Here is a 15,634-nt window from a genome sequence, read left to right on the forward strand (position 1 = left end):
CACATTCAGCGACGTTTTCTCTCGGCGAAATGCGGCTCGTTCGACACGCACGCCGTAAGAAACGCCATTACCGTTTTGACCGCTTCGGTGCGGCGTAAATCCGGATACGTCACGAGCCAGAGCGGCGTCTCGGGCGGCGCCGATTTCGCATCGAGTCGGACGAGTGCGGGATCGCCGTCGCCAATCAAGGTCGGCAGCAAGGCCACGCCCATGCCATTGCGCGCCGACACCTGCTGGCCCATCACATCGCTCGTTTCAAAAATAACAGGCCGCCCGTCGAGATAATCACGCAGCCAGCGCTGATGGCTCACGTGATCGAGCGCGGCCTCATAAGCGATGAATTCCCATTGATTCGCGGACCGCGCGGCGTAATCGCGGCTCGCATACAGTCCGAAGCGAATCGCACCGATGCGCCGCGTGACGAGACTCGCCTCTTTGGGCTCGACCATGCGAATGGCGATATCGGCGACGCCGCGATCCAGCGGCGCAATGCCCGCCGCGCCTTCCATCACGATCTTCACGTTCGGATTCGCTTCGCGAAACGCACGCATGTTGGGCGCGATGCAATGACTGCCGATCGTCGGCGGCACGCTGATGCGCACCGTGCCGGATAACGCAGCCGACGCCCGCAACGCATACGCCTCGACGGCCTGCGCGCTGTCGTGCATCGACGCGGCCAACGCGGTAATCGCCTCGCCTTCGTCGGTCAAACGCACGCTGCGCGGCAATCGATAAACGAGTTTCAGGCCCAGCGCCGTTTCGAGCGCCGCCACGCGCCGCCCGATGGTGGCGTGCTCGACCGCGAGCGCATTCGCGGCGCCGGAGAGCGTCCCCACGCGCGCGAGCACCAGAAAATAGCGCAAATCCTGCCAGTCGAACATAGCGACTTCCGCACAGAGTGTGTGAATAAACCGGGGATTCCCTTTGAATGCGCACCAGTCTAATCTGGTTTATCGAAGGGTGTGAAAAGCGCCATCCATGAACTCCGGAGATTCGCCATGATGTACGAACTCACCACTTTGTCGTCGCATATTCTGAAGCTTCCGCAAGTCATCGACCACGCGCAAAGGTGGCTCGATCAGGCGGACACGCCGGACCGTTTGCTCGGCATCTGGACATCGGAAAACGGCAGACTCGGCAGCGTGCGCTTGCTGCGAGGTTTCGCGAATGCCGATGCACTCGCGCAAGAGCGGATTCGCGAACTGCATCACGCCGATCCTTTTGGCGCGGCCAGCAGCGCATGCACATTCGAATCCGAAAGTTATGCCGCGTTTCCCTTTTTACCGGACGTGAAACCCGGTATTTTCGGGCGCTATTACGAGTTCCGCACTTACTGGCTGAATCCCGGCGGACTCCGGCCGACCATCGACGCATGGCAAGCCGCCATGCCCGAGCGCTCGAAACGCTCGCCGTTGACCGTGAATATGTTTGCGCTCGACGGCGCGCCGCGCATCACGCATATCTGGCCGTGGCAGAGTCTCGACGAACGCATTGCGATTCGCGCGCAATCCTACGCCGATGGAATCTGGCCGCCTGTTGGCGGGCCGCAGCAGTTTTACGAAGCCACATCCACGATCTGGATTCCGGCAGCGGATTCGCCGCTGCGCTGAGCGCGTCAGACGTTGCGGCTCATGGGGCGTGCGCCGCCAGGCGGCAGACCGAACAGCCGTCTGACCGCATTGAGAAACGCACCATAGGGCCGCCCCAGTGCGAGCATCATGATGGCCGCGCCCAGCACGCCGCGCCAGAATCCGCGACCCGATGCGCCGCTGATCGCGATGATCGCCGCGTAAATCGGCACCTGAAAACTCACGAGCGCCATGCTGTCCCAGAGCACGCGCGAGAGGTGGCCTCGTCCCGCAAAGCGCATCACATAGTCGCGCCAGATGCCATAGGGACGCGCGACGGGAATCATCAACGCCGCGCCCAGCAGACGCGCGTGCGCGACCTGATCCCACTGCATACCCGCAATGAATCGTTCGTTGATGATGCCCGTGGTGGTGAAGAACACGATGAGCGCGGTCGTGTCCGCGATAAAGGCGCGTCGGCGATCCACGTTGGCGGTGCACTGAATCGACATGTCGAAAACAATTGGACGGAGTGCGCAAGAATTCGCTGTTGCCGCACGAACCATACCCGCGCGTTGCTTAGACGATCTTTGTCGACAGCGCAGAGATCGCGTGCGCAAACGGATAAGATCCGGATCTGGTCGCATCCCGCTTGCGCGTCATGCTTTTGTGAAGATTCACGTTTTTCAACGCCAATTTTCGGATCACGCGATCGTCAGCGTATAGCTATAGAAAATCTCGTCGCGCTTCCACCCGAGCGATTCGTATAACGCTTGCGCTTTGAGATTGGTTTTTGCGGTGGTCAAATCCATGCGCACTTTTCTATCGCACTTCGCGTGCGCCGCTGCGGCCTGCAATAGACGCGTCGCGACGCCCGAACGTCGCGCGTGCTCCGCTACGAACAGGTCATACAGAACATAAATCGGCGCGGCTTCGACCGAGCAAAACGACGGGTAAAGTTGACAAAAACCGGCCAGCGCGTGATCACCGCCATCGCTGCCATCGCCACTATCGGCGACCAATATCACCGACTCGTTCGCCTGCGTTCTTTCAGCAATGAATTGCGTGGCGAGCGGCAGATTCGAAGGCTGCTCGTAGAACACGCGATAGTCGTTGAACAGACGCGCCACCGCGTCGAGATCGCGCGCCGCGTATTGCCTGATTTCCATATTCGCCTCGTCTATTCGCTCGAATGCGCGAGCGGATCATTCAGGAAGCCGCGACTATACGAGAGCTGTTCTGAGCGCGAAAGAGCCACGCGCCGCATTGCAGCTGGAGCCAGTTCGCGCCGCTCAGCATTCACGCGCCGAAGCGCTCCGCTATCGCATCAACAACCACACGCACACGCGATGTGCGCGCCAGATCCTCGTGCAGCACGAGCCACGCCTCGTAGTGTTTCGCGCGCCGCTTGTGCGGCCAGATCCGCACCAGTTCCGGATAACGCTGCTCGACATAGACGGGCAACTCGGCCAGCGCCAACCCCGCGCGCACGAAAGTGCAGAGCATGAGACTCGAGTCCATTTCCGCCACCACGCGAGCCTGCGCGCGCGATTCGCCGACGAGCGTTTCATCCTGCCGCGTCGTCACGCCGCTCTGATACAGCGCGATGTCGTGGCCCGCAAGCTGCTTCCCCGTGCGCGGCTCGCCATGCCGCGCGATATAGCTGCGCGACGCGTAGAGCCCCACATCCCAACTGCCGAGCCGCCGCACGATCAGCCCCGGCTGTTCCGGCCGCTGCGTGCGCACGGCAACGTCGGCTTCGCGCCGCGAAAGATCGAGCAGACGCGGCGTGGTCGTCAGGATCGCGCGCACTTCCGGATAGCGCAGATGCAACCGCTCGATCGCGGGAATCACGAAATCGATGGCGAGCGTGTCGGTGGTCGTCACGCGCACTTCGCCCGCCACGCGCTCGTCCGCGCCTTCGCTTTTGCGCGCGAACGAAATGGCGAGACGCTCCATGTCCTCGGCAGTTTGCAGCACCTGCTGGCCGCTTTGCGTCAGCTCGAGGCCGGACGTGGTGCGCAGAAACAGGCGGCTGCCGAGCGTGCTTTCGAGTCCGGCGAGACGGCGGCCCGCTGTCGTCTGATCGATATCGAGTTGCTGCGCCGCGCCGCGCAAGGTGCCCGCCCGATACACGGCGAGAAAAATTCGAACGTCGTCCCAGTTCATGTGCTTTGTGTCTTTTCCCGAGCAATCCCGATGCTGCAAATTTGCAGCTATCTGCTGCATTTGCATGCATTTTCACATGGAAGTCCGCTCGCTAGCATGACGGCTCACTCACTCGTTCATACGCATTCATGCCACGACGCTCTTTCATCCTGACCGCCGCGATGCTCAACGCCTTTGGGCTGATCGCCTCCGATATCTATCTTCCCGCCATGCCCGACATGGCGCGCGCCTTTGCCATCGCCGACTGGCGCATGCCGCAAACCGTTTCCGTGTATCTGCTCGCGCTCGCGATTGCGCAACTCGTTTATGGTCCGCTTTCGGATCGTCACGGACGCAAGCCCGTCGTGCTCGCGGGCATCGCGCTGTACATGGCGGGCTCGCTCGGCTGCGCGCTGGCGGCGAGCTTCGCGACGTTTCTCGCGTGGCGCGTGATCGAGGCCGTGGGCGCGGCATCCGGACTCGTGATCGGGCGCGCCATCATCGCGGATACCTGCAGCAAGCACGTGTCGGCGAAGGTCTACGCCGTGGTGTATCCGCTGGTGTCGTTGTCGCCGGCGCTCGCGCCCGCTATCGGCGGCCACCTGGCGGCGGCGTTCGGCTGGCATGCGGATTTTCTGTTCGTCGCGGCCTTCGCGGCCGTGGCGTTCGCGCTCGTCTGCGCGGTGCTGCCGGAAACGCATCCGCGCGCGTCGCGCAGCCGCGTGACGTCGCTTGAGGGGTTCGGCGCGGTGCTGCGCGACGGCGCGTTTCGACGCTACACCGTCGTCGTGTGCTGCATCTATGGCGCGTGGTTCGTCTATCTGACTCAATCGCCATTTCTGTTCGCGCGGCTCGGCCTCGGCGAAGCGCATCGCGGCTGGATGTATCTGCCGCTCACGGGCGGCATCATCGTCGCGAATCTGCTGGCGCGGCGCTGGCTCGATCGCTGGCCGTACGATCGCATCGTGACGATAGGCGTGGTCAGTTTCCTGCTGGGCGGCTCGGCGTTTCTCGTCGTGGCCGCGCTCGGCGTGACGACGATTCCCGCCGTCGTGTTGCCGATGTGTCTCGTCAGTCTCGCCAATGGCTCGGCGCTGTCGCTCGCGGTATCGGGTGCGATCGCCGCGCCGCACGGACGCGCGGCCAGCGCGTCGGGACTCGTGGGGTTCTGCCAGATCGGCAGCGCCGCCTTGCTGGCGAGCGGCGTCAGCGCCGTGTTCGGCACGAGCCTGACGGTGGTGGCGATTTCAGTTTCGGCACTCGGGCTGCTCGCGCTCGGTGCGTGCCTGAGCGGCCCGCGTGCCGCGGCCTTCGCCACTCGCGCCTGATTCGTCGCGTTTGCCTGGTCGCTTACAACCCTTCGACGATCGCAATCTGCGCGACGCAATGCCCGTCGCGCTTCAGTTTCGCCGACTGATACTCCGGCGAGTTATAGCAGTCCAGCGCCGTGTCCATGTCCTTGAATTCGATCACCACATGGCGCTGGAACGTCTCGCCTTCGAGCGTGCGCGACTCGCCGCCACGCGCCAGAAACACCGCGCCGTACTTCTTGAACGCCACCGGCGCGATGTCCGTGTAGTCCTTGTATTTCACCGGGTCCAGCACGGTGACGTGCGCAATCCAGTAAGCCGCCATCTCTTCCTCCTGTTTCCAGATCAGTCTCTGGCGCTCGCGCGCCGGTTCGTCGAACCCTAACCCAACGGGCCGTTTTTTCCCACGATGCCGGGCCTGCGCCGGATCGATAGGGTTAACACGCATGGTACGCCGTACTATGGCATACCACAATGCCTTCCATCATCAACGGACCCAGGAACCTTGCTATGAGCCTGATTCGCAAATCCATTCTTCACGTCGAAACCGTCTATGTGGATGGCGACAAAGCCGCTGCGAAGCCGCTCAAAATGATCGGCGCGGCCGTGGTCATCAAGAACCCGTGGGCAGGCCGCGGCTATGTGGAAGACCTCTCGGCGGACATCCGCGCGATCGCGCCGCAACTGAGCGAGCACCTCACCAAGCTGATCATCGACGAAGCCGGTTCGGGCGATGCGGTGGAAGCCTTCGGCAAGAGCGCCATCGTCGGCACCTCGGGCGAACTGGAACACGCGTCGGCGCTGATCCACACACTGCATTTCGGTAACACGTACCGCTCCGCGGTGGGCGCGAAGTCGTATCTGGCGTTCAACAACACGCGCGGTCCGGCGAATGCGCCGCTGCTGATTCCGATGATGGACAAGAACGACGAAGGCCGCCGTTCGCACTATCTGACGCTGCAATTTTCGATCCCCGACGCGCCCGCCGCGGACGAACTCGTGATCGCCATCGGCGGCGCGACCGGTGGCCGTCCGCATCACCGCATTGGCGACCGTTACCAGGACCTCGCAGAGCTCGGAAATGATCTCAAGAACCCTGCCGCTGTCAAATAATCGCGCCGCGCACTATCTGGAGCAGGGCGCGGGCGAGCCGCTGGTGCTGATTCACGGCGTCGGCATGCAGGCGCAGGCGTGGTATCCGCAGATCGAGGATCTATGGCGCGATTTCCGCGTGATTTCCGTCGATATGCCGGGCCACGGCGACAGCGATGCACTCGACGCCAACGCAGGATTGCAGCAGTTCGTGGCCTGGGCGATCGAATTCATCGAGGCGCTGAACGCCGGTCCGGTCAATCTGGCCGGTCACTCGATGGGTTCGCTGATCGCGGCGGGCGTGGCCGTCACGCGGCCCGACCTCGTCAAACGCGTGGCAGTCCTGAACGGCGTGTATCGCCGCACGCAACAGGCGCGCGATGCCGTGCTGCAACGCGCCGCCGAACTGCGCTCGGGCACCATCGACATCGACACGCCGCTCAAGCGCTGGTTCAATGCCGACGAGGCCCAGCGTCTCGCGGCGCAAAAGGTCGAAACGTGGCTGAAGTCCGTAAATCTCGCGGGTTACGCCACCGCTTACACGGCCTTCGCGCGCGGCGACGAAGTCTATGCCGACGGCTGGCACACGATTGCCTGCCCGGCGCTCGTGCTCACGGGTTCGGACGATCCGAACTCCACGCCGGAGATGGCCCGCCAGATGGCCGCCGCGGCGCACCACGGCCAGGCCGTCGTGATCGATGACGAGCGCCACATGGTGAACCTGACGGCGCCCGAAGCCGTCAATCTCGCCCTGCGCGCCTGGTTGCAGACCGCGCCGGTTGCGGAACTCACGAAGTCGGAAGTGTGAAATGAGCCAAGAGACACTCAAAATCAACACCCGGGAATTGCGCGACGCCTTCGGCGCGTTCATGACGGGCGTGACGATCGTCACGACCGCGCGCGACGACGGCCAGCCGCTCGGCTTTACCGCGAACTCGTTTTCGTCGGTGTCGCTGGACCCCGCGTTGCTGCTCGTGAGCATCGCGAAGACGTCGAGCAATTATCAGACGTTTTCCACCACCGGGCACTTCGCGATCAACATCCTCGCGGAAAACCAGAAGGAACTGTCGAACACGTTCGCGCGTCCGAGCGACGATCGCTTCGCGAACGTGAACTGGCAATTGAGCGCCAACCGCAATCCGCTGATCGACGACGTGAGCGCCTGGTTCGACTGCACCACGCACGCGATCATCGACGCGGGCGATCACGCGCTGATCGTCGGCAAGGTGGAAGCGTTCCACTCGGCCGGTTACGCGGGCCTCGGCTATTACCGCGGCGGCTATTTCACGCCCGCCAAGGTCTCGGCGGAAGTGATCGCGGGCCCGAAGGTCATCGTCAACGCGATCATCGCGCGCGACGACAAGGTGCTGCTCACGCGCACTGCCGACAACAAATGGGGTCTGCCTTCGAAAGAGATCGGCAAGGAAGGCGCGGACAAAGCGCTCGCCGCCCTCTTCAGCCAGTACCAGCCGGATGCGTCGGCGAGCTTCATCTATTCGGCGTACAACAACACCGAAACCCATTACCAGTACATCTCGTTCCTCTGCAGCGCGCCCGATGAAGCGGCGGTGGCCGGCGATTTCGTCAGCCTCGACGACATCGCGCCGGACCAGTTCGCGGACAGCGCGCTGGCCAGCATGCTCCAGCGCTATCGCAAGGAGAGCCAGCTCAAAAGCTATGGTATGTACTACGGCGACCACAGCAACGGCATGGTCCGGCCGCTTCTTTCCTGAAAGGTAACCCCATGCGTTTTTCGCTTTTCGTTCACATGGAGCGCGTCTCCGACCAGACGAGCCAGAAGCAGCTCTACGAAGAAATGGTCGAGCTGTGCCAGATCGCGGATCGCGGCGGCATGCACGCCGTCTGGACCGGCGAGCACCACGGCATGAACTTCACGATCGCGCCGAATCCGTTCCTCAATCTCGTCGATCTCGCGAGCAAGACGAAGAACGTGCGTCTCGGCACGGGCACCGTGATCGCGCCGTTCTGGCACCCGATCAAGCTCGCAGGCGAAGCCGCGATGACCGACATCATCACGAACGGCCGCCTCGAACTGGGCATTGCGCGCGGCGCATATTCGTTCGAATATGAACGTCTGATGCCGGGCCTCGACGCCTGGAACGCGGGTCAGCGCATGCGCGAACTGATTCCCGCCGTGAAGAAGCTCTGGCAAGGCGATTACGCGCACGAGGGCGAGTTCTGGAAATTCCCGTCGACCACGTCGTCGCCGCTGCCGCTGCAAGAACCGCATCCGCCGATCTGGGTCGCGGCGCGCGATCCGAACAGCCACGAATTCGCCGTATCCAACGGTTGCAACGTGCAGGTCACGCCGCTGCATTTCGGCGACGACGAAGTCGAAAAACTCGTCGGCCATTTCAATGCCGCGTGCGAAAAATTCAGCGAGATGCCTCGTCCGCAAATCATGCTGCTGCGCCACACTTACGTGGCGAGCAGCGAAGACGACGCGCAAGTGGCCGCCGACGAAGTCAACGTGTTCTACAACTACTTCGGCGCGTGGTTCAAGAACGAGCGTCCGGTCAGCAAGGGCATGATCAAGACGCTGAGCCCGGAAGAAATTGCCGCGCATCCGTTCTACACGCCGGAAGCGATGCGCAAGAACAACGTGATCGGCACGCCCGAGGAAGTCATCGCGCGCCTGAAGGCCTACGAGAAACTCGGCTTCGACGAGTACTCGTTCTGGATCGATACGGGCATGAGTTTCGAGCGCAAGAAGGCGTCGCTCGAGCGGATGATCAACGACGTGATGCCTGCGTTCAAGTGAGGTCTTGATTCCATGAGTGTTCATTTTCAGCTGTATATCGACGGCCAGTTCGAATCCGGCGCCGCGACGTTCGGCAGCGTGAATCCGGCCACGGGCGACGTGTGGGCGCAAATGCCCGAAGCGCGCCGCGACGAAGTGAACCGTGCCGTGAATGCGGCGAGCCGCGCGCTCAACGACGCTGCGTGGGCAGGACTCACGGCATCGGCGCGCGGCAAGCTGCTGCATAAACTCGCCGCGCTCGTCGAACAGGCCGCGCCGCGACTCGCTGAAATTGAAACCAACGATACCGGCAAGATCATTCGCGAGACGTCGAGCCAGATTGCGTACGTCGCGGAGTATTACCGCTATTACGCCGGTATCGCCGACAAGATCGAAGGCAGCCATATTCCCGTCGACAAACCGGACATGCAGGTCTGGCTCGAACGTCAGCCGGTGGGTGTGGTGGCCGCGATCGTGCCGTGGAATAGCCAGTTGTTTCTCTCCGCCGTGAAGCTCGGCCCCGCGCTCGCCGCGGGCTGCACGGTGGTGCTCAAGGCATCGGAAGAAGCGCCCGGTCCCCTGCTCGAATTCGCGCGACTCGTGCACGAAGCGGGCTTTCCGCCGGGCGTGGTGAACGTCATTACCGGCTTCGGCGCGGAATGCGGCGCGGTGCTCAGCAGTCATCCGAAGGTCGATAAAGTGGCCTTCACGGGCGGCCCGGACACCGCGAAGCATATCGTGTCGAACACCGCGAACAACCTCGCCAAGGTCTCGCTCGAACTCGGCGGTAAATCGCCGTTTATCGTGTTCGCCGACAGCGATATTCAAAGCGCGGTGAATGCGCAGGTCGCGGCGATTTTCGCGGCGAGCGGTCAAAGCTGCGTGGCGGGCTCGCGTCTGTTGATTGAAGCGTCGGTGAAGGACGAGTTTCTCGCGCGGCTGGTCGAGCGCGTCTCGCGCATTCGCGTGGGTCTGCCCAACGACATGGCGACGGAATACGGACCGCTGTGCACCGAGCGTCAATTGCGCAACATCGAAGCGGTGGTCGAACGTTCCGTGAAGCAAGGCGCGAAAGTGCTCGCGGGCGGCAAGGCGCTCGATCGCGGCGGCTTCTATTACGCGCCGACGATTCTCGATTGCAGCAGCGTGCCCGACGCGGACAGCATCACGACCGAACTGTTCGGCCCGGTGCTTTCGGTCGACACGTTCAGCACCGAGCAGGAAGCGATCGAGAAAGCCAACAGCACGGCCTATGGTCTGGCTGCGGGCATATTCACCACCAATCTCACGCGCGCGCATCGTGTGTCGAAACGCGTGCGCTCGGGCATCGTGTGGATCAACACGTATCGCGCGGTGTCGCCGCTCGTGCCGTTCGGTGGCTTCGGTCTTTCGGGTCATGGACGCGAAGGCGGCTTCGCGGCGGCGCTCGAATATACGACGACCAAATCCGTATGGCTGCGCACATCGGACGAGCCGATCAGCGATCCGTTCGTGATGCGTTAGGCGCGCACAGCGGCTTCGTGCGGGCTGCCCGCCGCGAAGCCGCAACAAAGCATCAAGGCGGCTCGCGCCACACACGCTGATGGCAGCATAGCCAGGCAATAAAGATGGAGACATGATGACCAACACGACGAACGACAACAGCGTTCTGACCATCGAAAGCAATTCGATCGAATACGTTTCGCCTGAACATCGGCACGGCAAGCCTGTCGATCTGTTCACCTTGTGGTTTTGCACGAACGTCGCGCCGCTGGCGGTAATTTCCGGCGCCACGTCGGTTCTGATTTTTCACCTCGATCTTGTAAGCGCGATTCTCGCGATTGCGGCGGGGCAATTCTTCGGCGCGATTTTTCACGCGCTCACCTCCGCGCAGGGCCCGCTCGTGGGCGTGCCGCAAATGATTCAAAGCCGCGCGCAATTCGGCCGCTACGGCTCGCTGCTTGTGGTCGGTTTCACCACGCTGATCTATCTCGGCTTCTTCGTGTCGAACATCATTCTCGCGGGCAAGACGCTGCACGCTGCGGCGCCGCCCGTACCCATTCCGCTCGCGACGGTGCTCGGCGCCGTGTTCGCCACGCTCGTGGGTGTGATCGGCTATAACTTCATTCACCGATTCAACAAGATTGGCGCGTGGTTCATGGGCGGCGCGCTCGTGATCGGCATGATTCTGATGGTGCCGAGCCTCAACGCCAGCGTGCTCCAGCAAGGTCATTTCAATCTCTCGGGCTGGTTCGCGATGTTCGGTCTGTGCGCCGTCTGGCAAATCAGTTTCGCGCCCTATACGTCCGATTATTCGCGCTATCTGCCGGAATCGACGGGTTTCGCCAAGACGTTTGCATTCACGTATTTCGGCACCTCGCTGGGCACGATCTTCGCTTTCGTATTCGGCGTGATCGCAGTGAGCACCGGACACGCCACCGACGCGATGCAGGCCATCCGCACGCAAACGGGCATGTTCGGCTATGTGCTGATTTTTCTTTTCCTCGTCAACATCATTGGCCACAACGGCATGAATCTGTATGGCGGCGTGCTGTCGTGCATTACCGCCGCGCAGACGTTCCGTCCCAGCTGGACGCCCGGCCGCAATGTGCGCATTGGCGTGTCGGCGATTTTGCTGGTGGCGTGTACCGCGACCGCGCTGTGGGCATCGAGTAACTTCATCGCCATTTTCCTGACCGCGATCTTCGCCATGCGCATCGTGCTCGCACCGTGGATTGCGATTAACCTCGTCGACTTTTATCTGGTGAACAAGCGGCACTATCTGGTGTCGGAAATCGTCAGCAGCACGGGCGGCATGTATGGCGCGTTCAACGTGAAAGCGCTGGCGCTGTACGTTTTCGGTATCGTGATTCAGGTGCCGTTCATGGAAGAGAGCTTTTTCCACGGTCCGTGGGCTTCGCTGCTCGGCGGTGCGGATATCTCGTGGATGGTCGGCCTCGTCGCCACCGCCCTCGCCTATTATCTGCTGGCGCAGAATGGCGGTTCGCGTTCTCCGCGCCGTTCTACCGCAAGTGCAACGGCATCGGAATAAACGCTTCACCTCGATTTACCGCGCTGAAAAAGCCGGCTCGTTGATCAAACGAGCCGGCTTTTTTATTGGCATCTCAAATGACAGTCGCCGTTTTCATGCACGTATTGGTCGCGCTAAGACTACCCCAGCGTGGGGTTATAACAGCCCGCGCTTCATGGTTCATGAGTCGCACTGTCCTGGTTATGCCACCGTCTTGTCGCGCAACAAGGTCCCGCTCGTTTCGCGTTGCCACCCGGACAACGATACCGCACGATCCGCCGGCTCGCTGTGTTCGTCCGAGCACTTCGAATCACATGACCGGGAGGAGCCGTGAATTTCAAGAAGACTTTTCTTATTGCCTCGATGACCAGCCTCGTTGCGACGGGGTCCGCACCCGCGTTTTCGGAGAACGCATCGCAAACGAGTAGCGCCGGTGCGCTTTCAATAGCCGCCTCTCCGCTGATTTCCATCACGGGCCACCCATTTGAAGGCTCAGTAACGGGTGCCACAGGTTCCGGGCTCATTGTCTCCAGTATTGTCGAAGGCACGACCGACACACTTACAGTGGTATTCAAAGCTGTCGCAGACGGCAGCAAAGCAACGGTAGCGGTGTCTACCAATGCAGCCAGGAAAGCGGGCCTGTCGGTGGGCGCCGCCGTGAACGTCGTCTCGGAAGCTACCGGTTATGCGCTGATTGCTTCCGGCCAACTGCTAGCCTTCATTCCCAACGAAGCGGGCAAGGCATTACTGCACCACTCCCGTGTGGACGCCGAATCCGGGCTGGTATCCGAATGAAACGCATTGTGAAACGCGGCGTGTTGCCCTTTGCCGCCGCCCTGCTGCTTGCCAGCCCTGTCTGGGCCGGACAAGGCTGCAGTGATAAACCGCTCGAACCCGGCACCGTGCGCACCGCATTGCAAACCGCCGCGCAATTGCAACAGCAACTCGATCAGCGAGCCCCCAAGGTGGCGCTCATTGCCCGTGTAGGTCAGGATTTGTCGCAATATGGCCTGCGCTACTCCCATATGGCCTTTGTCGCACGAGGGGCTGCTGGCGAACCGTGGCGGATCAGCCATCTGCTCAACGATTGCGGGCAAGCGACATCAGCACTCTGGCGCGAGGGTTTGGGTAATTTCTTTCTCGACGACATGTTTTCGTTCGATTCGCTACTGATCGTTCCTGATGCGAAAATTCAGGATCGTCTGGAAAAGCTGCTGCGTAATCCAGCGGCGCTGGAGCAAATGCATTCGAGCAGCTACAGCATCGTCGCGTATCCGTTTTCCACGCTGCACCAGAATTCCAATCAATGGGTACTGGAGATCCTGAGCGAAGCGCTAAGTGGCCAGCAGTTCGTAAAGCGCGCCGACGCCCAAGCCTGGCTAAAGCGCTCTGCGTATCAACCCGATGCGTTGAAAATCAGCACGCTCAAGCGTCTTGGCGGCCGCATGTTCAAAGCAAATGTGGCATTCGACGATCACCCGATTGATCAACGCGTGACGGGCAATATCGAGACCATAACGGTGGACTCGACGGTTCGGTTTTTAGAAAGTGCCGCGCCGCAAACGCAGGTAATTCCGATCTCCGCACCGCAAATGGTTGAGTTGCCGTTGCGAAACGCTACCGCAAGTGCAACGGCATCGGAATAAACGCTTCACCTCGATTTCCCGCGCTGAGAAAGCCGGCTCGTTGATCAGACGAGCCGGCTCTTTTATTGCCGATCAGAACTGGTGATACATGCCGATGCGCACCATCGTCTGATGATTGTTCGACGATGCCGACGCCACCGAGCCGTCGAAGATATCGGCATTCGATGCGGCGCCCGCGGCCTTCTGCCAGACGCCCATCACGTAGACCGACGTGCGCTTCGACAAGGCATACGCCGTCGTCAGCCCAACCTGGTGGTAAATCGGAATCGCCTGGCTGTAGCCAATGTTGCCGTGCGTGTAGACGTATTGCGCGCCCACGTACCATGCGGACGTGAGGTTGTAACGGCCCCACGCTTCATAGTTCGTGAAGATGACCGTGCCCTGCGTGCCGTTCGCCTCGTTGAACCTGGTGTTCGTGTAGTCGAGGCCGAGCGTGGCCGAACCAAGCGCGTAGTTGATGGCCGCGCCGAAAATCTGTTCGTTGGCCGGGTTGCCCACGTAGCTGAACGGACCGCTCGCACCGATTTCCGCGCCCGTCGTGTTGCTCACGTAATTGCCGTCCGTGAGCAGCGCAGCTGGCTGCTTCGCAAACAGATACGCGCCCGCAATCGTGAAACCGCCAAACGCGTAGTTTGCGCCGATGCTCCACAGACCCGTCGTGCCGCGTCCCGCCGCATTGGTATTGGTAAAGGAATAGAGGCCGCCAAAAGTGAGGCCGCCAATCTTGGGGCTCGCGTATTTGATCGCATTATCGACGCGGAAGGAATTGTCGGTATTGTCGATATCGCCGGCGTGCACGAGCGGGCCGCCCAGTTGGCCCGGCGCGGTAAGCGGCTGGAGATAATCCACCACTGAGTCGTATTGCCGCCCGAGCGTAACCGTGCCGAAGCGCGTGTCCGACAGCCCCACATACGCCTGGCGTCCAAACAGGCGGCCGCCCTGACGCATCTGGCCATTCTCCGTGCTGAAACCCGATTCGAGCCTGAACAGCGCGCTCAAACCGCCACCGAGATCCTCGGTGCCTTTCAAACCCCAGCGGCTGCCGTACGCGCCGTCGTACGTGCCATCGCGCATGCGCCACAGCGAATGGCCGCCGCTATTGCTCACATAATCGATCCCTTCGTCGATCACGCCATAGAGCGTCACCGACGATTGAGCATGCGCATTCGCCGCGACCAATGCGCTAGCGCCCACGACGCACGCGACGGATAATCTGTTACCCCGCTTTTTCATGCCCTCTTCACTCCTCGTTGAATGCGCGCGTACCCCGCCGCGAAACGGACGCACGCGCGGTTGTTGCGATACGTGATGGATTATCTATTTGTAATACGAATTAATCAGACGATGCGCGATGCGACTCCGTTAGCAGGAGTCGCACCGGTTCATACGATCAACTGGCGCGCCTCAACAAGACTTGCTCTTGTCCGCCTGCCAGCAGTTTTTCGGCGATTTCGGCAACACGGCGCACATGGGCGATAGCCGCGCCGCGCGCCGCTTCGATATCGGCAGTGCGGATCGCCGCGAGGATCTGATGCATTTCCTGCACCGCCTGATCGCCGCGATCGTCGGATGCAATCGTGAGCGCGCGCAGCCGGTTGATTCTCGCCGTGAGCGATTGCACGATCTCCCACGCCACAAGCTTGTGTCCGGCGACGAACATGCGCTCGTAGAACGCCGTCGTGAGCGCGCGCACCGCACGATGATCCTGCGCGTGAAAGGCTTGCTGAATCTCGCCGACGCGTGCAGAGAGTTCCGCAATGGTCGCGGCGTCGGCATAGTGCGCGCAGGCCGCAGCCGCTTCGCTTTCCAGCAGGCCGCGAATTTCGTAGATTTCGGCCGCCGTCGAGAGATCGAGCACGGCGACGATCGGCCCCTGGTTAGGCAGGATATCGACGAGCCCTTCCGTTTCCAGATGGCGCAGCACCTCCCGCACGACGGTGCGGCTCACGCCGAGTTCCTCGCAAAGCGCGCGCTCGACCAGCCGGTCGCCCGGCAGGAAACGCGCGTCGAAAATGGCGCTGCGCATTTTCTCGAGCGCGAGTTCCCGCAACGTGATGGTCCGGCGCTCGACCTTCAGGGACGCTGACATGTCTTGCATC

The 15,634-nt window shown here is 61.7% G+C and carries 17 protein-coding genes; 10 read left to right on the forward strand and 7 right to left on the reverse strand.

The window, feature by feature from the left end; genetic code table 11:
- Window positions 1-5 precede the first annotated feature (5 nt).
- Window positions 6-881, reverse strand: coding sequence for a LysR family transcriptional regulator (locus G5S35_RS25785; RefSeq protein WP_183039910.1), 876 nt, complete (start codon window positions 879-881; stop codon window positions 6-8).
- A gap of 117 nt (window positions 882-998) precedes the next feature.
- Between G5S35_RS25785 and G5S35_RS25790 the strand changes: the two genes are divergently transcribed.
- The gene (locus tag G5S35_RS25790) at window positions 999-1,610 is read left to right on the forward strand and encodes an NIPSNAP family protein (protein WP_183039911.1); all 612 of its coding nucleotides are present in this window, start codon (window positions 999-1,001) and stop codon (window positions 1,608-1,610) included.
- A gap of 5 nt (window positions 1,611-1,615) precedes the next feature.
- Here G5S35_RS25790 and alaE read toward each other — a convergent pair whose 3' ends face one another.
- From alaE to G5S35_RS25805, 3 genes are all read right to left on the reverse strand, one after another.
- A complete protein-coding gene (gene alaE, locus G5S35_RS25795; protein ID WP_065060811.1) occupies window positions 1,616-2,080 on the reverse strand; it encodes an L-alanine exporter AlaE in 465 nt (154 codons plus the stop codon).
- Window positions 2,081-2,272: 192 nt separating this feature from the next.
- Window positions 2,273-2,737, reverse strand: coding sequence for a GNAT family N-acetyltransferase (locus G5S35_RS25800; RefSeq protein WP_065060812.1), 465 nt, complete (start codon window positions 2,735-2,737; stop codon window positions 2,273-2,275).
- A 130-nt stretch (window positions 2,738-2,867) separates the two neighbouring features.
- Entirely contained in the window at window positions 2,868-3,737 is an 870-nt protein-coding gene (locus G5S35_RS25805; protein ID WP_183039912.1) for a LysR family transcriptional regulator, read from the reverse strand.
- A 128-nt stretch (window positions 3,738-3,865) separates the two neighbouring features.
- Here G5S35_RS25805 and G5S35_RS25810 point away from each other — a divergent pair, with 128 nt between their 5' ends.
- Window positions 3,866-5,044: a multidrug effflux MFS transporter gene (locus G5S35_RS25810; protein WP_183039913.1), complete on the forward strand. Its 1,179-nt coding sequence runs from the start codon at window positions 3,866-3,868 to the stop codon at window positions 5,042-5,044.
- 22 nt (window positions 5,045-5,066) lie between these two features.
- On the opposite strand, the gene G5S35_RS25815 is transcribed toward G5S35_RS25810, so the two are convergent.
- On the reverse strand, window positions 5,067-5,351 hold the full coding sequence (locus tag G5S35_RS25815) for a DUF1330 domain-containing protein (RefSeq protein ID WP_065060814.1): 285 nt from the start codon (window positions 5,349-5,351) through the stop codon (window positions 5,067-5,069).
- 185 nt (window positions 5,352-5,536) lie between these two features.
- Between G5S35_RS25815 and G5S35_RS25820 the strand changes: the two genes are divergently transcribed.
- From G5S35_RS25820 to G5S35_RS25855, 8 genes are all read left to right on the forward strand, one after another.
- On the forward strand, window positions 5,537-6,139 hold the full coding sequence (locus G5S35_RS25820; RefSeq protein WP_065060815.1) for an amino acid synthesis family protein: 603 nt from the start codon (window positions 5,537-5,539) through the stop codon (window positions 6,137-6,139).
- Entirely contained in the window at window positions 6,108-6,926 is an 819-nt protein-coding gene (locus G5S35_RS25825) for an alpha/beta fold hydrolase (protein ID WP_074982061.1), read from the forward strand. Before G5S35_RS25820 ends, G5S35_RS25825 begins: the two co-directional genes overlap by 32 nt.
- A gap of 1 nt (window position 6,927) precedes the next feature.
- Entirely contained in the window at window positions 6,928-7,851 is a 924-nt protein-coding gene (locus tag G5S35_RS25830) for a flavin reductase (RefSeq protein ID WP_183039914.1), read from the forward strand.
- 11 nt (window positions 7,852-7,862) lie between these two features.
- Complete coding sequence (locus G5S35_RS25835) at window positions 7,863-8,900, forward strand: LLM class flavin-dependent oxidoreductase (RefSeq protein WP_110327272.1); 1,038 nt, start codon at window positions 7,863-7,865, stop codon at window positions 8,898-8,900.
- Window positions 8,901-8,912: 12 nt separating this feature from the next.
- Window positions 8,913-10,382: an aldehyde dehydrogenase gene (locus tag G5S35_RS25840; RefSeq protein ID WP_065060818.1), complete on the forward strand. Its 1,470-nt coding sequence runs from the start codon at window positions 8,913-8,915 to the stop codon at window positions 10,380-10,382.
- 112 nt (window positions 10,383-10,494) lie between these two features.
- Complete coding sequence (locus G5S35_RS25845) at window positions 10,495-11,910, forward strand: purine-cytosine permease family protein (protein ID WP_234774673.1); 1,416 nt, start codon at window positions 10,495-10,497, stop codon at window positions 11,908-11,910.
- Between the two features lie 309 nt (window positions 11,911-12,219).
- Window positions 12,220-12,684 carry a hypothetical protein gene (locus G5S35_RS25850; RefSeq protein WP_065060819.1) on the forward strand — a complete coding sequence of 155 codons (465 nt, stop codon included), beginning with the start codon at window positions 12,220-12,222 and terminating at the stop codon, window positions 12,682-12,684.
- The gene (locus tag G5S35_RS25855) at window positions 12,681-13,535 is read left to right on the forward strand and encodes a DUF2145 domain-containing protein (protein ID WP_074982055.1); all 855 of its coding nucleotides are present in this window, start codon (window positions 12,681-12,683) and stop codon (window positions 13,533-13,535) included. The genes G5S35_RS25850 and G5S35_RS25855 overlap by 4 nt, the downstream gene beginning before the upstream one ends.
- 72 nt (window positions 13,536-13,607) lie before the next feature.
- On the opposite strand, the gene G5S35_RS25860 is transcribed toward G5S35_RS25855, so the two are convergent.
- Together G5S35_RS25860 and G5S35_RS25865 are read right to left on the reverse strand one after the other, a co-directional pair.
- A complete protein-coding gene (locus G5S35_RS25860) occupies window positions 13,608-14,768 on the reverse strand; it encodes a porin (RefSeq protein WP_183039915.1) in 1,161 nt (386 codons plus the stop codon).
- Between the two features lie 157 nt (window positions 14,769-14,925).
- Entirely contained in the window at window positions 14,926-15,633 is a 708-nt protein-coding gene (locus G5S35_RS25865) for a GntR family transcriptional regulator (protein ID WP_420874546.1), read from the reverse strand.
- Window position 15,634 lies beyond the last annotated feature (1 nt).

It is taken from the genome of Paraburkholderia tropica, assembly GCF_014171495.1.
GTDB classification, from domain to species: Bacteria; Pseudomonadota; Gammaproteobacteria; order Burkholderiales; family Burkholderiaceae; genus Paraburkholderia; species Paraburkholderia tropica.

What these genes read in the sequence shown, in the direction of transcription:
- G5S35_RS25785 (WP_183039910.1), bottom strand. Translation starts at nt 881, where the DNA reads ATGTTCGACTGGCAGGATTTGCGCTATTTTCTGGTGCTCGCGCGCGTG.
- G5S35_RS25790 (WP_183039911.1), top strand. Translation starts at nt 999, where the DNA reads ATGATGTACGAACTCACCACTTTGTCGTCGCATATTCTGAAGCTTCCG.
- alaE (WP_065060811.1), bottom strand. Translation starts at nt 2,080, where the DNA reads ATGTCGATTCAGTGCACCGCCAACGTGGATCGCCGACGCGCCTTTATC.
- G5S35_RS25800 (WP_065060812.1), bottom strand. Translation starts at nt 2,737, where the DNA reads ATGGAAATCAGGCAATACGCGGCGCGCGATCTCGACGCGGTGGCGCGT.
- G5S35_RS25805 (WP_183039912.1), bottom strand. Translation starts at nt 3,737, where the DNA reads ATGAACTGGGACGACGTTCGAATTTTTCTCGCCGTGTATCGGGCGGGC.
- G5S35_RS25810 (WP_183039913.1), top strand. Translation starts at nt 3,866, where the DNA reads ATGCCACGACGCTCTTTCATCCTGACCGCCGCGATGCTCAACGCCTTT.
- G5S35_RS25815 (WP_065060814.1), bottom strand. Translation starts at nt 5,351, where the DNA reads ATGGCGGCTTACTGGATTGCGCACGTCACCGTGCTGGACCCGGTGAAA.
- G5S35_RS25820 (WP_065060815.1), top strand. Translation starts at nt 5,537, where the DNA reads ATGAGCCTGATTCGCAAATCCATTCTTCACGTCGAAACCGTCTATGTG.
- G5S35_RS25825 (WP_074982061.1), top strand. Translation starts at nt 6,108, where the DNA reads ATGATCTCAAGAACCCTGCCGCTGTCAAATAATCGCGCCGCGCACTAT.
- G5S35_RS25830 (WP_183039914.1), top strand. Translation starts at nt 6,928, where the DNA reads ATGAGCCAAGAGACACTCAAAATCAACACCCGGGAATTGCGCGACGCC.
- G5S35_RS25835 (WP_110327272.1), top strand. Translation starts at nt 7,863, where the DNA reads ATGCGTTTTTCGCTTTTCGTTCACATGGAGCGCGTCTCCGACCAGACG.
- G5S35_RS25840 (WP_065060818.1), top strand. Translation starts at nt 8,913, where the DNA reads ATGAGTGTTCATTTTCAGCTGTATATCGACGGCCAGTTCGAATCCGGC.
- G5S35_RS25845 (WP_234774673.1), top strand. Translation starts at nt 10,495, where the DNA reads ATGATGACCAACACGACGAACGACAACAGCGTTCTGACCATCGAAAGC.
- G5S35_RS25855 (WP_074982055.1), top strand. Translation starts at nt 12,681, where the DNA reads ATGAAACGCATTGTGAAACGCGGCGTGTTGCCCTTTGCCGCCGCCCTG.
- G5S35_RS25860 (WP_183039915.1), bottom strand. Translation starts at nt 14,768, where the DNA reads ATGAAAAAGCGGGGTAACAGATTATCCGTCGCGTGCGTCGTGGGCGCT.
- G5S35_RS25865 (WP_420874546.1), bottom strand. Translation starts at nt 15,633, where the DNA reads ATGCAAGACATGTCAGCGTCCCTGAAGGTCGAGCGCCGGACCATCACG.